Annotated in this window: 11 protein-coding genes; 7 read left to right on the top strand and 4 right to left on the bottom strand. The window is 56.7% G+C overall.

Features of this window, described 5'->3' with window-relative positions; all coding sequences use genetic code 11:
* Positions 1-30: 30 nt before the first annotated feature.
* A complete protein-coding gene (locus ACZ9BB_RS10650; RefSeq protein WP_476213736.1) occupies positions 31-1,323 on the bottom strand; it encodes a glycosyltransferase in 1,293 nt (430 codons plus the stop codon).
* Positions 1,324-1,708: 385 nt separating this feature from the next.
* On the opposite strand from ACZ9BB_RS10650, the gene ACZ9BB_RS10645 reads away from it, so the two are divergent.
* Positions 1,709-4,051 carry a hypothetical protein gene (locus ACZ9BB_RS10645; RefSeq protein WP_476213735.1) on the top strand — a complete coding sequence of 781 codons (2,343 nt, stop codon included), beginning with the start codon at positions 1,709-1,711 and terminating at the stop codon, positions 4,049-4,051.
* Between the two features lie 6 nt (positions 4,052-4,057).
* On the opposite strand, the gene ACZ9BB_RS10640 is transcribed toward ACZ9BB_RS10645, so the two are convergent.
* Positions 4,058-4,426 (bottom strand): response regulator, encoded by a 369-nt coding sequence (locus tag ACZ9BB_RS10640; RefSeq protein ID WP_476213734.1) that lies wholly within the window; start codon positions 4,424-4,426, stop codon positions 4,058-4,060.
* A gap of 257 nt (positions 4,427-4,683) precedes the next feature.
* Here ACZ9BB_RS10640 and ACZ9BB_RS10635 point away from each other — a divergent pair, with 257 nt between their 5' ends.
* From ACZ9BB_RS10635 to ACZ9BB_RS10620, 4 genes are all read left to right on the top strand, one after another.
* Positions 4,684-8,175, top strand: coding sequence for a response regulator (locus ACZ9BB_RS10635; RefSeq protein ID WP_476213733.1), 3,492 nt, complete (start codon positions 4,684-4,686; stop codon positions 8,173-8,175).
* Positions 8,176-8,988: a CheR family methyltransferase gene (locus ACZ9BB_RS10630; RefSeq protein WP_476213732.1), complete on the top strand. Its 813-nt coding sequence runs from the start codon at positions 8,176-8,178 to the stop codon at positions 8,986-8,988. It begins immediately after the preceding gene.
* 78 nt (positions 8,989-9,066) lie between these two features.
* Entirely contained in the window at positions 9,067-10,281 is a 1,215-nt protein-coding gene (locus ACZ9BB_RS10625) for a hybrid sensor histidine kinase/response regulator (protein ID WP_476213731.1), read from the top strand.
* Positions 10,282-10,325: 44 nt separating this feature from the next.
* Positions 10,326-10,703 (top strand): response regulator, encoded by a 378-nt coding sequence (locus ACZ9BB_RS10620; protein WP_476213730.1) that lies wholly within the window; start codon positions 10,326-10,328, stop codon positions 10,701-10,703.
* A gap of 83 nt (positions 10,704-10,786) precedes the next feature.
* Here ACZ9BB_RS10620 and ACZ9BB_RS10615 read toward each other — a convergent pair whose 3' ends face one another.
* Positions 10,787-11,842, bottom strand: a complete 1,056-nt coding sequence (locus ACZ9BB_RS10615; protein ID WP_476213729.1) for a tetratricopeptide repeat protein — start codon at positions 11,840-11,842, stop codon at positions 10,787-10,789.
* Between the two features lie 76 nt (positions 11,843-11,918).
* Complete coding sequence (locus ACZ9BB_RS10610; protein ID WP_476213728.1) at positions 11,919-12,818, bottom strand: bestrophin family protein; 900 nt, start codon at positions 12,816-12,818, stop codon at positions 11,919-11,921.
* Positions 12,819-13,028: 210 nt separating this feature from the next.
* Here ACZ9BB_RS10610 and ACZ9BB_RS10605 point away from each other — a divergent pair, with 210 nt between their 5' ends.
* Together ACZ9BB_RS10605 and ACZ9BB_RS10600 are read left to right on the top strand one after the other, a co-directional pair.
* On the top strand, positions 13,029-15,176 hold the full coding sequence (locus ACZ9BB_RS10605) for an FUSC family protein (protein ID WP_476213727.1): 2,148 nt from the start codon (positions 13,029-13,031) through the stop codon (positions 15,174-15,176).
* Complete coding sequence (locus ACZ9BB_RS10600) at positions 15,166-15,366, top strand: DUF1656 domain-containing protein (RefSeq protein ID WP_008026537.1); 201 nt, start codon at positions 15,166-15,168, stop codon at positions 15,364-15,366. The genes ACZ9BB_RS10605 and ACZ9BB_RS10600 overlap by 11 nt, the downstream gene beginning before the upstream one ends.
* Positions 15,367-15,398: the final 32 nt, after the last annotated feature.

Genomic DNA, 15,398 nt, shown 5'->3' with positions numbered 1-15,398 from the left:
TTCGTTAGTTGAAGGCGGTTGAAAGCCTGGTTATTGATTTCGGTTCTTTGCCTCGATCCACTGCGCCATATACTGAGTGCTTTTATGTTGATGATGGCGCAACATGCTGCCGGTGAAGTTATCCCTTCTAAGTTGTGCCAGGTGTTGCTGGCAATACAACAACTTCTCGATCAGCGCCGGGCCATGTACTGCCGGCTGATAGCGATCCGCTAATAACGTCTGCCCATGGGATTGGGCGCTCATCCAGAGGTCTTTGTCTTTATAAAGACGAACCGCACAATCGGCGAGCTCGCGCGCGGTCCGGGTCACGGCGCCCGGCCACGGCTGTTCGCGGTGCATCGCTTCTGCGCCAATCGGGGTGGTGACATTGGGCGTGCCACACAGCATGGCGTCGACAATCTTGCCTTTGATACCCGCACCAAAGCGTAACGGCGCCAGGCATACCCGCGCCGCGGACATGACTTGCAATGCATCTTCTGCCCAGTTCATCACATGAAACCCTTGGGCCGCATTATGTAAGGCGGTGGCTTTGGGCGGCGTATAGGCACCATAGATATGCAGTTGCGCCTCTGGGAGCTGCGCACGGATCAGCGGCCAGATCGTGGTTTTCATCCAGAGCACGGCGTCCCAGTTGGGCGCGTGACGGAAGTTACCGATACTGAGGAAATGCGCACGGTCTTCAAAGGCTGGCGATGCTGTGGTCAGCGGTTCGACCATCAACGGGCACCAGTGCAGCAGTTGTTGTGGTAACCCGAACTGCTCGACCAGCAATTCAATCTCCACTTCGGAGATCATCAGGTTCAAGTCGCAGCGATACAGCGCGGCGATCTCCCGTTTTGCCAGATCGGTATCGGCCATGAGCTCGAACTCTTCGCGCAATGCAGGGGCGAACAACTCACTGAAATCATTGGCGTCATCACTGGCCTTCAAGCGCTCCTTGAGTCGCTGATGCCGGGCATGTCGCAGGCTTTGCAGGTCGGAGGTCTCCAGCACGCGCAAGGCGTCGGGGCAGTGTTTCTCTACTCGCCAGCCGAACTGTTCTTCCATCATGAACTGATCGAACAACACGATATCCGGTGCCAGTTCACTGACAAAGGTGTCGAAACTGCTGTTATTTAACTCGATCGGCACTTCGCGGATGTCCAACGCGGTCAGGTCCGCACGGTGCTCACCGGTGCCGGCCGGGCTGCTGAAGGTGATGTCCCAGCCTTGCTGCAGGAACATATCGAGAATTTGCATCACATGCCCACTGGCCGCAGAAGAGCGGGGCTCGGGCCAGACGTAACCGATGACTAGGACTTTGGTGATGGGCGGGGGGGGCATGAAAGTGGATCCTTTGCGGCAAGCGATAGGGCGAAAAGGGCGCAATTAAACCACAGCGCTGGGTAATTTTATTCCTGCGTGGAATCACACGACGGTGTGAATTTTTCAAGCGACCAATGACAAGGGGCTGTTCATTATTCTTGGATAGCCCAGAGTTCACCTCTCGCCTGGCCATGCCGAGCCGCTGTCGCCGGTTGCGAACAGTAACGTTCTTTACTGTCATTGCATGCAGGTCGGAAAATATAACTAAGGTTTTTGGTTGCGTTGTAAATATTAATAACATATCTACGGTTTGTTGTTTGGTTGGGGATGATTACGCTTGTGCCTGGCTTGCAGTAATGGAAAAGTGCAGTTCGTGCTTTGTTGCTGCTCGCAGGAATACGTTATGAAAATGGAGTTGCCTGGTATTTACGATAATGCCGAAGATCAATACTCGCTTCTATGGCTGCTGGACCCCCTAAGTGATGTGGAGGAGGAAGAGCCTGTGCCAATGGCGAAAACCAGAACATTCGAAATCAGTTCGATCGATGACAGCGATGTCGATGGTGTTAATGTGAAAGAACTGAGTGATGAAATATTGCATGGCTGTTCGGTCGTCGCTGACCCCGCCAGCTTTGATCCTGCCTATTTTATTCGTGATCGCATTGATGAGGCTGTGCAAGCGCTAGTGCCTGACGAAAAAAACAGGTCGCGGATAAGGCATGATTCAAAAGTGACGATTAAATATATAGAGGTTAAACAACCTAATCGCAGTGACATGCTTAAAGCCGAAAAGGATCCCGCCAACTGGAAGGAGCGAATATTTACATTGGCAGAACTATGCACCGGCTATCATTATCGTGTGCTGAAAGACAGAGGGTACTCTGAAATACAATGGCCTTCCTATTATCCTGCCAAGCTTGTAAAGACGTTGGAGGGGGCCGACTATCAGGCTGACTTCAAAAAGTATGTTGCCGAAAGCTTACAGCATCCTGCGGCGCACGCTTTTGGGCGACTGCTAAAAAAAGCCGAACTCAACAAACTGGTCGTAGAGTTCATCAAGAGTGACGCTCGCTCAATGGAAGACAGGATGATTGCCTTTGAGTATCTCAAAGGCTTGATCCCTGCGCGCCTTCTTAACTTGCACAGCGACCCGGATCTTGAGGTCGATAACGCCGTGTTTATCGGGCGCAGCAATCTGGATCGCGGCGTGTTGTTTTTTCTGGGCGAAGACAGTGCGGCCATCGAATTTCCCGCCGGGCATGACGAGCGCGGAAGGTTTCTGGAAAACCATCCGGAACTGCAAAAGCGTCTGCTGAAGCGTGTTCCATTGAGCGCGCAACAAAAACCTTACGTCCGTGATTTCAAATATCGGGGAATGGAGTTTCCCCCGTTCGCGACGCGCCCAAACTATCGAGAGATTGTATTTCGATCCAGCACTGACATTGGCAAAGACCTTTTCGACCGGCAGATCGAGCGAGCGTTGGCGGACATCGATACATTGGTATCAACCCACGCCGAGCGTATGACCGATATTGCGTTGGAAGTCGCCGGGTATCTGCTGCAATGCATTGCGTTCGCGGTTTCGATCCCTACCGGAGGAACGGCGGCCTTGGTGTCTGCACCGATTCGTATGCTGATTCCCTTTCTGTTGGGAATTGGGGCATCGGCAACTGATCTGATCCGTGCCGAAATCTCCGATGACCCTTCCGAGGCGGAACGTTTGAGGATCAACGCAGCGATCGGAGTTTTGTCTGAACTCGCCGGCCCCATTGCGGAAAAGCTTTTGGGTAAAGCGCTTTCCATCGTGGCCAGGAAAAACATCAGCCGCCGAGTGCTCGAAACGCTCAAGCGCAGCAATAGACCCTCGTTGGTGCGCAGACCCGCAGGCAGCATCAGCCATCAACTGGCGAGTACTGCTGGCAAAGAAATACCGGATGCAGGCAAGGGGGTGCTTGTCGCAGGCTACCTGTCAGAGTTGGCGGGCGGGCCTAATGTGGCGCAGTCCCTTGCGACGAACTCACAGGTGGTGAGACTTTCAGGGCCGGAAAAAGGTTTTGTCTATCAAGGTTTCGTGTTCCGCGGGGACATGCGCGACACGAAGGTAATCTTTGAAAAAGGGTTTACCCAACGCACGCCAATCAGGGATCTCAATCAGGTCAACGGCTTCAAAGGTGGCTATGGAGGTGCTCACGATGCGCTCGCTCTTGATGGCGCCGGGATTTCTACGTCGGCTTTTTACAAGAAAGACGGCGCAGGTGCCTTTGTCTATGGTGGCCAAAAAGGCGGCTACACCTATTTCGTCGATGCTCGTCAGTTGGAGGGATTCCATTTGTATGCCAATACCGAACTAGCGTTTCGCCCAAACTCCGGGTTGAAACAACTGCCGCCTTTGGAAATCAACTATGCCGTCGATCTACCGCCTGCCTTGATTCTCGGCGCCTATGACAAGACCGGAAAGTTCATTCCCAACCCCAAAGCGATCAATCGAGCGCTGATGGCGAGTGAGGTCAATCCATTGAAAGGCAGTGGTCGAGACGTGGGAAATAAATTCCGCCAGCCGCTGACTGATATCAACGGACTTGCTGGCGTCGATTTTGGTAACGAGGCGGTGGCCGAGCAGGAAGCAGTGCCGCCTGTGCCAGACACTACTCCGACGCCAGCACGACTACCGGTTAAAGTGGATGCCAATGACATCATCGCTTTCCGAGAGCGGCAGGAGGCTAAACGCAAACGCCCGAGTGCTTGAGTCGCGTTATTGGCCAGGCGACAAAATACCCTTGACCTTGTCCCGCAACTGATCGATGGAGAATGGCTTGCCGATGACTTGCATGTTGGCAGGTACCTCGATGCTTTCGGCATAGCCGCTGGCGAACAGAATCGGTAACTCGGGACGCAGCATGCGCGCCTGTCTGGCCAATTCGCGACCGTCCATGACTGGCAGCCCCACATCAGTCATCATCAAGTCGATGTCCTGGTCTTCATCGTTGATGAACTCCAGGGCCATTTCACAGCCATCGGCCGCCAGCACCCGGAATTCCAGTTCTTCCAACACATCGACGATCAGCGTGCGTACGATGGCATCGTCTTCGACGACTAGAATGGTGGATGCGTTGGTGGGCATAGTGGGCTCTCAAAAGATGAATTGGCGGTTGCCGGTCGATCGAAACCGCCGGGGCTTGCCTGAAAAGGGGCGGCCCACGACAAGCTCCCAAGGCGTTACCAAAAACAATAGCCGCACAAGAGCCGCACAGAATAACCGCTCCTTTGCGCCAGAGCAGCTAAATGCACAATTTTGCTCCGCAAGGTGTCAGAAAATTGGATCCGACCGACAGTTTTGGGGCAGACTCGATGGATTTCGACAGTTCGACAAGGCTTCCCATGACCTCTGCGTCTTCGGTGGATGAGCAACGATTCCGCAAACTCCTGAGCCGCAACGTCAGCCTGCCGCTGGGGGTTGGCGTCATCAGTGCGGTTTTTTTCGTGTCGCTGATCACCTATTTGCTGTCGGTGATCCAGTGGGTCCAGCACACCGACCGGGTGATCAATAATGCCAATGAAGCAATAAAACTGACCGTCGATCTGGAAACCGGAATGCGCGGCTTTCTGCTCAGCGGCGACGAGCATTTTCTTGAACCCTATGAGACGGCCAAGCCAAAAGTAGCAGTCGCCCTCGACACCTTGCTCGAACTGACCACCGACAACCCGATCCAGACCGAGCGTCTGCACCGGCTCCAGGCGTTGCAGACGGAATGGGCCAATTTCGCGCAATCGATGATCGATTTGCAGCGCGCAAGCGGCGATTACCGCAGCGCCATCAAGGCCGGGCGCGGCAAGCGATTGACCGATGAGATCCGCAAGCAGTTCGAAGACGTGATCGACATGGAGCAGCAGCTGCGTGCCTCGCGCAACGAAGAAGTGCGCCTTACCACGATCTGGAGCATCGCCCTTTATCTGTTGTTCGTGGCCGGTATCAGCGGATTGCTGGCCTACGTTGGCCGCCGGGATCTGCTCAACCTTTCCCGAAGCTACAGCGCCAACCTCGCCGCGCAACAGGCCAGTGCCCGGCGTCTGGAACAGCAGGCCTGGTTGCGCAACGGCCAGACCGAACTGGCCGAGCAAGTCCTGGGGCAGTTATCCCTCAATCTGTTGGGCCGCAATATTCTGCAGTTCTGCGCGCAATACCTGGGGACTGCCGTCGCGGCAATCTATGTCCGTGAGGAACATGGTGGCCTGAAGCGCATCGCGTCTTATGGTTTATCCCGGGAACAGGAAGCGCTTGAACAGCAGATTTACAATGGTGAAGGGATTGTTGGCCAAGCGGCGCAACAGGCGCGCTTGATCCGTCTTGACGACGTGCCGGGCGACTACTTCAAGGTCAGCTCCGGCCTGGGTGAAGGTTTGCCACACAGTGTGCTGGTGGTTCCGACCAGCGACGACGATCGAGTCAACGGTGTGATCGAGCTGGGTTTTCTGCGAGCACTGACCGATCGTGACATCGAACTGCTTGAACTGATTGCCGGCAACATTGGCACCTCGATCGAAGCCGCTCGCTATCGCCAGCGCTTGCAGGAAGTGCTGGCCGAAACCCAGCAGCTCAACGAAGAGTTGCAGGTTCAGCAAGAAGAACTCAAGACCACCAACGAAGAGCTGGAAGAGCAGTCGCAGATTCTCAAGGAGTCCCAGGCTATCCTGGAGACCCAGCAGGTCGAACTGGAGCAAACCAACGAACAACTGGCCGAGCAGGCGCAAATCCTGGCTGAGCAACGTGACGCCATGGACCTGAAGAATACTGAACTGAATCAGGCCCGGATCGAACTCGAAGCGCGTGCCGAAGAGTTGCAGCGTTCAAGCAAGTACAAATCCGAATTCCTCGCCAACATGTCCCATGAGCTGCGCACGCCGTTGAACAGTTCGCTGATTCTGGCCAAGCTGTTGGCGGAAAATCCACAGCAGAACCTCAGCGCCGAACAGGTCATGTTCGCTGAGTCGATCTACTGCGCCGGCAACGACTTGCTCAACCTGATCAACGATATTCTCGACATTTCCAAGGTCGAGGCCGGCAAGCTTGAAGTGCGTCCGGAGAACACCAGCGTCGCGCGGCTGGTGGAAGGCTTGCGGGGAATGTTCCAGCCATTGGCGGCGGACAAGAACCTGGATTTCCAGATCCAGTTGCAGGCCGATGCGCCGCTGATGCTGTTCACCGACCGCCAGCGCCTGGAGCAAGTCATCAAGAACCTGCTGTCCAACGCGGTTAAATTCACCGAAAAGGGCTCCGTCAGCCTGATTGTCGCGGCTCAGCCGGGCGAGGGCATTGCCTTTATCATCCGTGATTCCGGCATCGGCATTGCGCCGGATCAGCAGCAAAGCATTTTCGAAGCCTTCCGTCAGGCTGATGGCGCCATTAATCGTCGATACGGCGGTACCGGCCTGGGCTTGTCGATTTCTCGTGATCTGGCCACGTTGCTGGGTGGCTCGATCAGCTTGACCAGCACGCCTGGGCAGGGCAGCGAGTTCACCCTGATCTTGCCGCTGCAGTACGTCGAGCCGGGCGACGCGGCTGTCGAGACGATGAAAACCAAGCCGGTTGCAACACCGAAAACCGCCGTGGTTGCCGCGCCAGTGCCGCCAATTGTCGAGGTCGACATCCCGCGTTTCGACGATGATCGCCACAAGGTTCCGTTCGCCACTCGCTGTATTCTGGTGGTGGAGGATGAGCCGGATTTTGCGCGCATTCTCTACGACCTGGCGCATGAACTGGGTTATCAGTGCCTGGTGGCCCACGGTGCCGACGAAGGCTACGACCTGGCCAGGCAGTTCATCCCCGATGCAATCCTGCTGGACATGCGCCTGCCGGATCATTCCGGGCTGACGGTGCTGCAGCGTTTGAAAGAACATGCCGAAACCCGGCACATCCCGGTGCATGTGATTTCGGTCGAAGACCGTGTCGAGGCCGCGATGCACATGGGGGCCATCGGTTACGCGGTCAAGCCGACCACGCGTGAGGAACTCAAGGGTGTGTTTGCTCGCCTCGAAGCCAAGCTGACGCAGAAGGTCAAACGCATATTGCTGGTCGAAGACGATGATGTGCAGCGCGATAGCATCGCCCGACTGATTGGCGACGAGGACATCGAAATCACCGCTGTCGGCCTGGCTCAGGACGCACTCGAGCTGCTGCGCAGCACGATTTTCGATTGCATGATCATCGACTTGAAGCTGCCGGACATGCTCGGCAACGACTTGCTCAAGCGCATGTCCACCGAGGATATCTGCTCGTTCCCGCCGGTGATCGTCTATACCGGGCGTAACCTGACCCGGGACGAAGAGGCCGAGCTGCGCAAGTATTCGCGTTCGATCATCATCAAGGGCGCGCGGTCGCCCGAGCGGTTGCTGGATGAAGTGACACTCTTTCTGCACCAGGTCGAATCCCGTTTGTCCCATGAGCGCCAGACGATGCTCAAGACTGCCCGCAGCCGGGACAAGGTGTTCGAGGGGCGCAAAGTGCTGCTGGTGGATGACGATGTACGCAACATCTTTGCCCTCACCAGTGCACTGGAGCAAAAAGGCGCTATCGTGGTCATTGGTCGTAATGGCCGTGAAGCGATTGAGCGATTGCATGAAGTCGAAGACATCGACCTGGTGCTGATGGACGTGATGATGCCGGAGATGGACGGTTTCGAAGCCACCCTCGAGATCCGCAAGGATCCGCGCTGGCACAAGCTGCCGATCATTGCGGTGACGGCCAAGGCCATGAAGGACGATCAGGAGCGCTGCTTGCAGGCCGGTTCCAACGACTACCTGGCCAAGCCCATCGACCTGGATCGCCTGTTCTCGCTGATTCGTGTGTGGTTACCGCAGATGGAGCGAATGTGAGTGGGCAATATCGAAATCGAATTGCGCTTGTTGATAGAGGCGATCTACCTCAAGTACAGCTACGATTTTCGCGATTACTCCGGCGCATCGATCAAGCGCCGGGTCAATCACGCCTTGAGCCAGTTTGAGTGCAACACCATTTCGGCGTTGCAAGAGAAGGTCCTGCACGATCCGACTGCGTTCATGCAGTTGCTGCAATTGCTGACGATCCCGGTCAGCGAAATGTTTCGCGACCCTTCGCATTTCATGGCGCTGCGCCAGGAAGTGGTGCCACTGCTCAAGACCTATCCGTCGATCAAGGTCTGGATTGCCGGTTGCAGCACCGGCGAAGAGGTCTATTCGATGGCGATTCTGCTGCGCGAAGAGGGCCTGCTGGATCGCACCATCCTCTATGCCACCGACATCAACCCACGTTCGCTGGATAAAGCCAGGCAGGGAATTTTCTCCATGGAGAATGTCCGGGCCTACACTCACAACTACCAGCAGGCCGGTGGTCAGCGTTCGTTCGCCGACTACTATACGGCGGCGTACGGCTACGCGATTTTCGACAAGACCCTGTGCGACAACGTGACCTTTGCCGATCACAGCCTGGCCACCGACAGCGTATTCTCGGAAACCCAATTGATTTCGTGCCGTAATGTACTGATTTATTTCAATAAAAAACTTCAGGATCGCGCTTTCGGTTTGTTTCATGAATCCCTTTGCCATCGGGGTTTCCTGGCACTGGGCAGTAAGGAAACCCTGGATTTCTCGGCCTACGGCAACCAGTTTGAACCGTTGGTCAAACAAGAACGGATCTACCGCAAATCATGAACAGTGCAGCTTTGCCTTCTGTGGTAACGAGTGTGATGGGTGCCTCGCTCGTCTTCTCGTCGAGCTGGAACGAATCGTATGCCAAGTGATATCCAGGCCAAATTGCTGATCGTCGACGACCGGCCGGAAAACCTCCTCGCGCTCGAGGCATTGATCCAGGGGGAGGACCGTATCGTCTACAAGGCCTTGTCCGCCGATGAAGCCTTGTCGCTGTTGCTGCAGCACGAATTCGCGATGGCCATTCTCGACGTGCAGATGCCCGACATGAACGGCTTCGAACTGGCCGAGTTGATGCGCGGCACGGAAAAAACCAAAAACATCCCGATCGTGTTCGTCAGTGCGGCCGGCCGCGAACTTGATTACGCATTCAAGGGCTACGAAAGCGGCGCGGTGGATTTCCTGTACAAGCCATTGGATGTTCACGCGGTCAAGAGCAAGGTCAGTGTCTTCATCGAGTTGTATCGCCAGAGCAAGGCGATGAAGCGGCAGGTCGAAGCCCTGGAGCAAAGTCGCCGGGAACAGGAGGTGCTGCTCCAACAGTTGCAGAACACCCAGAATGAACTGGAGCAGGCGATAAGTATGCGCGATGACTTCATGTCCATCGTCGCCCACGAAGTCCGTACGCCGCTCAATGGCCTGATTCTCGAAACCCAGTTGCGCAAAATGCATTTGGCCCGGGGTAACGCCGCAGCCTTCACCCTGGACAAGATGCACGCCATGGTCGACCGTGACGAGCGGCAGATCAAAAGCCTGATCCGCCTGATCGAGGAGATGCTCGATGTATCGCGAATCCGCACGGGCAAACTGTCGATCCGCCCCAACCGGTTTGATCTGGTGCAACTGGTGAGCAATCTCCTGCAAAACTTTGCACCGCAGGTCGAGGCCGCGCAGTCGTCTATCACCTTGACGGCCGACCAGCCCGTGATGGGCCGTTGGGATGAGTTCCGTATCGAACAAGTGATTTCCAACTTGCTGACCAATGCGTTGCGTTATGGCGCCAAGAGCCCGATTGACGTACGCGTGTACAATCACGACGGGCAAGCGCGGCTCGAGATTCAGGATCGCGGTATCGGGATCGGTGAAGAGGATCAGCAGCGCATTTTTCAGCAGTTCGAACGGGTTTCCGCCAAGGCCGTTGTGGCGGGGTTGGGCCTGGGACTGTTTATTTCGGAGCAGATTGTCGCCGCCCATGGTGGCTCCATCACCGTCGAGAGCCGGATTGGCGAAGGCGCCTTGTTTCGCGTTTGTCTGCCGTTGCAGGAAAACAGCCGGATAAACGCAACCTCTGAGTGACCAAATGGTCGTATCAGCAGCTATTGATCGAACAAAGGTTTTCCATGAGTGAAGATGCGCAAGATGTAGTACTCGTCGTCGAGGATGACCCTTCGATTTTGATGGTGCTGTCCGCTTATTTGTCGGGTGAGGGTTACCGGGTGCTGCAAGCCGAAAACGGTGAGCAGGCCTTTGAAATTCTGGCGAGCAAGCCGCACCTGGACATGATGATCACCGACTTCCGCCTGCCTGGCGGGATTTCTGGCGTGCAGATCGCCGAACCTGCCGTGAAACTGCGACCGGAGCTCAAGGTGATCTTCATCAGCGGTTACCCGCAGGAAATTCGCGAGACCGACAGCCCGATCGCCCGCAAAGCGCCGATCCTGGGCAAGCCGTTCGATCTGGATGTGTTGCAACAGATCATGCAGGACATGTTGTCCTGACTCCGTGCGCCGGTGGTGTGCCAGCGCACGGGGAATGAAGTTGACGCTACTGTGACAGCGGTTCAGCGAATTTTGGCTATATTCTAAAGCCCTTGCTGCAACGCCGGATCATCCGGATTGAGCTGTTCCAGCTGCGCCAGCAGGATCTGTACATTCTGCAGCTGTCCGCTTTCCTTCCAATAGTTGATCAACAGCACGCGCGCCTTGCGATCGGCCGGGTGGCGCTGGACGATTTCCTGCAGCTGGTTCTGCGCCGCTTCCAGCTCTTGCTCACCATGCAGCGTGGTAGCCAGGTCATAGCGGTAATCCTTGTTGTCCGGTTCAAGCTCCACGGCTTTGGACAGCCCGAGCAGGGCGAACTCACTTTGCCCGTGATGCAGCAACCACAGCCCCAACGCATGTTGCAGGTAGGCCGAATCGGGCTGAGCCTTCAATTGCTTTGCCAACAATTGCCTGGCCGCATCGCTTTGGCCCTGTTTATCCAGCACTTCGATTTGCATCACCAGTGCTGGCAGGTTGCCGGGCTCCAGTTGTAACGTGCGCTCCAATGCCTGCTGCGCGTCCTTCAGCTCGGCATTGTGCAAATGCAGACGCGCCAGTTGATATTGGATCTCAGCAGTTTCCGGTTGACGCTTGAGGACCTGTTCCCAGGCGTCGATGGCTTGCTCCAAAGGTCCGAAATACAACCCCAGCTCATCCGGCGTCAGACCCAACAAGGCATTGACCGCCGCAAACCGGACGCTGGGGTCGCTGTCATCGAGCGAGGGCCCCAGCAACAGGCTGCGCTGCCCACCGGGCACCAGACCACTGATGCTCTTTATCGCGGCGATGCGCACATCCGCCGAGGGATGTTGCAGGTCTGCGTCGGCCAGTTTCAGGGCTTGTGGGCTTGGGTAATTGGGCAGTTCGGCATGCAGCCAGACGCGGCGCTTGGCTGACAGGTCAGGGCGCCCCAATTGCTGGTAAAGCACCCGTGCCGCGCCCGGCTGACCCGCGCGCGCCTGGGCCAGCGCTTCGCTGTAGCCGTGCTTGATCGCCTCCGGCACCACGGGGGTCGTACTACGCAGGAAAAACCAGGCGAGGGCGAGGGCAAACAGTACGCAGAGACTGATGAGCAGGTAGCGGCGGGATTGAGGCATGCAGGAATCCGGGAGCTGGCAAGCTTTTGCAAAGTCACCAGCTTCGGTCAGGCCGGGCTGTGAGTCAAACCCTGACTCAGTTCAGCACGTAGTCGTCGGGCTCAAGGGCAGGTGGCAAATCGGTTTGCCCCAATGCTGCCAGCACTTCGCGCTCCAGTGTGCGCAAAATCGCATTACACGGCAGATCGTTCTCGTCGAAGCCGAAAGGGTCTTCCAGGTCATCGCCGATTTCGTCGAGGCCGAAAAAGGTGTAGCTGACAATCGCGGTGATCACCGGTGTCAACCAGCCAAGGGGTTCGGCCATGGCAAACGGCAACAGGATGCAGAACAGGTAAATGGTACGGTGGAGTAATAAGGTGTAAGGGAAGGGCAGTGGTGTGCTTTTGATTCGCTCGCAACTGGCCTGGACCTGGCTGAGGCTGACCAATCGTGTTTCCAGGTGGGTATAGCGCCATTCGCTGATCTGGCCGTGTTCGGCGAGCGTCGAAAACCGAGCGCCGATTCGCTGCAAGAGCGCGTCAGTGATGTTCGGATGCCCCGCGTCCACGGCTTCCTGCGTCCATGGTTTGATCGCGGTCATCTCGTTTTCAAAGCGCAGGCGGGCGATCAAGCCATGGGCGAAACCGCAGAGTTCACGTAGCACAAGTTCACGTTCGGCTGCAGCCATCAGCCCTTGGGTTTCGCGAATCAACGAGCGTACTTCGATGATCAGTTGCCCCAGATGCTTGCGGCCCTCCCACCAGCGGTCGTAGCAGGCGTTGTTACGAAAGCTCATGAAGATCGACAACGACAGCCCCAGCAGGGTGAACGGCGTGACGTTGACCCCGGAGAAATAGGCCGGGTGCCTGGTCTCCACCAACACGATCACTGACGCCAGCAGGGTCACCAACAAACTGCGCAAGGCAATGCGCTTGGCAATCGAGCCTTTAAGGGAAAACAGCATGCCGATCAGATTCGGCTTGGGACGCACAATCATGGACAGGGGCTTTATAGAGAGAGTGATGCTTTCGCAGCGATTTCAGCCTAGGGGCATGGGGGGATCCTGTCCAATCGCTTTGGCTGACGAAGTGATCGACAGGCTCTATCAGCGCAGGCGTGTCCATCGGCGAAATAGCCTACAGGTCTTGTCGACACTGAAACTCGTCTAGGCATAGAAGCAATGACTACGCTTGCAGGAGATGACTCGATGAGCGCTCCCATGCAACCGTTGCTTCAATACTTCAAGGCGATTCTCAACCCCGGACGCGAGGTGCTGCTGTTTGCCCTGAGAACCATCGTGGCCGGGCTGCTGACGCTGTACCTGGCCTTTGTGTTCGACCTCGACCAGCCCAAGTGGTCGATCATGGCGGTGATCATTGTCAGTCAGCCATTGGGCGGCATGGCCCTGGCCCGAAGTTTTGGCCAGATCATCGGCACCACGTTGGGCGCGGCAGTCGCGGTGTTGATCATGGCCATTTTCCCCCAGGCGCCGCTGCCCTTCATCATCACCCTGGCCTTGTGGTTGGCGCTGTGTACCGCCGGCGGCACCTTGTTGCGCTATACCAGTTCGCAGGCGTTTGTTCTGAGCGGTTACACAGCGGTGGTGGTGGCACTGCTGGCGCAACCCGATCAGGAGGGTACGTTCCTGCTGGCAGTCACTCGCGTGACAGAAACATTGTTGGCGGTGGCTTGCGTGTGCGTTGTCAGCCTTCTGACGGCGCGACCGGAGGCGGTGGCCAAGGGTTACTTCGCCAAGATCGATCAAGTGATCAAACTGCTCGCGACTCACGCGGCAGCGGTGATTCGAACCGAGGAAAGCGAAGCCGATTTCCACAAGCGGCAAATGCAACTGTTGGGCGAGATCAGCGCCCTTGAAGGGCTGCGTCGGCATTTGTATTTCGATGCGCCACGGTTGCGCAGTGCCGATAGTCTGGTGCAGTTGCTCGGCAATCAACTGGTGCTGCTGACTTCGCGGCTGACGGCGTTGCGTCACCAGCGGCAACTGCTCACCGAGCGCTGGAAAGGCGCGTTGCCGGAGGAAATACAACATTTGCGAGCCGAGGAACTGGCGTTTCTCGATGAATTGGCTGTGCAAGGGCGCTCATTGTCGAGCGAGGCGCGGCACCATTTCGCGGCGCTGCAACAGCGCTTCGATGACCAGGCCTACAAGGCCGAACAACTCACCGAGACGATGCCTGCGACCCTGCGCTCACTGGCCTGGGCACTGCGCTGGGAGCAGGCTCGGATGTTGGAGCAACTGGGGCAGATTCTGGAGCTGAGCGACGCGATCCAGGACGGACGTGAAGCCAGTTGCGTGTTCCGCGGTCGGGAAAACCCGTTGCATCTGGATTTCACATTAGCGGCAATGAATGCAATCCGGGCATTTACCGCGTTGCTGGTGGCCGGTCTGATCTGGATCGAGACCGCTTGGGATGGGGCCCGTGGCGGGATGATTGTGGTGGGGATTCTCTGTTCGCTGATGGCGACTTTTCCGCGACCGTTGCTGGCCAGTCAAAGCTTTGCCAGGGGACTGGGGCTGGCCTTAGTGGTGTCGGCGCTCTATCTGTTCATGCTGATGCCGATGATCAGCGACTTCGAGTTACTCGCCTTGTTGTTCGCGCCATTGCTGTACGCCGTCGCGGTGGGGCTGGCCAGTCCGCCAACCACCGGCACGGGCATTGGTCTTGGACTGACGACCATGCTGTTGCTGGGGCCGCAAAACGCAGGAATCGGCCAAAACAATGCCGTTCAGTGGTTCGAGTTTGCCGGTGCGTATATCTGCGCGGCCGCGATGGCGCTCAGCGTGTATGCCTTGATTTTCCCGTTCAGGCCCGATTTACGAATGCGCCGGCTGTTCAATGAAAGCTGCGAGCAGGTCTACGCTTTGTTGAAGACGCCGGCCACCGATGAACAGCAATTTGCGTTTGAAAGCCGCATGGTCGATCGCCTGACCATGATGTTGGGACTGTTGCCGGCGACCAGCGACAAGCATTCCCGCGAGCTGTTCGAAGTCAGCCTCGGGTGCATGGCGCTGGGGGTGGCTTTGAACCAGCTCAGGCAGCAGGGGCAAGGCAATACGTTGCTGAGTACCGAACAACAAAACCGTTTGCTGGCGGCTGTCCGTGAGACAGGACAATTGATTGCCGGGCGGCCCGGGATTGCCCCTGAGCAGTTGCTCGGAAATTTGCGTGTCCTGGGCGATGAAATGGACGACCTGCATTTGGACGTTCACGAACATCTATGGTCGGTGTTCCGGATGCGTGTGGCGTTGTTGATCGTGGTGTCGTTTCTGGAGCGCCATCGCAAATACTTTCAACCCGCAGACAAGGAAGGAGTGCCAGCCCTTGCCCATTGATCTGGAAGTGGGGGGCGTCTATTTGCCGCCAATCGCCCAGGCCCTGTTGCTGGCCTTGCCGATTTTTCTGCTGTTGGACTGGACCTTGCGCCGTTTGGGGGTATTGCGATTTGTCTGGCATGAAGCCCTGTTCGAAGGCGCGTTGTATGCTTGTGTATGCGCAACGTTGATTCTGGTGATGGGAGCCTGAGCTGTAATTTCCACTGGAGTCATTAACGTTGA

The organism is Pseudomonas sp. TE3552 (genome assembly GCF_056278945.1).
This window is presented reverse-complemented; position numbering and strand designations above follow the sequence as displayed.

Coding starts and splice junctions, on each gene's coding strand:
- ACZ9BB_RS10640 (WP_476213734.1), bottom strand. CDS start 4,426: ATGCCCACCAACGCATCCACCATTCTAGTCGTCGAAGACGATGCCATC.
- ACZ9BB_RS10645 (WP_476213735.1), top strand. CDS start 1,709: ATGAAAATGGAGTTGCCTGGTATTTACGATAATGCCGAAGATCAATAC.
- ACZ9BB_RS10610 (WP_476213728.1), bottom strand. CDS start 12,818: ATGATTGTGCGTCCCAAGCCGAATCTGATCGGCATGCTGTTTTCCCTT.
- ACZ9BB_RS10620 (WP_476213730.1), top strand. CDS start 10,326: ATGAGTGAAGATGCGCAAGATGTAGTACTCGTCGTCGAGGATGACCCT.
- ACZ9BB_RS10635 (WP_476213733.1), top strand. CDS start 4,684: ATGACCTCTGCGTCTTCGGTGGATGAGCAACGATTCCGCAAACTCCTG.
- ACZ9BB_RS10650 (WP_476213736.1), bottom strand. CDS start 1,323: ATGCCCCCCCCGCCCATCACCAAAGTCCTAGTCATCGGTTACGTCTGG.
- ACZ9BB_RS10625 (WP_476213731.1), top strand. CDS start 9,067: ATGCCAAGTGATATCCAGGCCAAATTGCTGATCGTCGACGACCGGCCG.
- ACZ9BB_RS10615 (WP_476213729.1), bottom strand. CDS start 11,842: ATGCCTCAATCCCGCCGCTACCTGCTCATCAGTCTCTGCGTACTGTTT.
- ACZ9BB_RS10605 (WP_476213727.1), top strand. CDS start 13,029: ATGAGCGCTCCCATGCAACCGTTGCTTCAATACTTCAAGGCGATTCTC.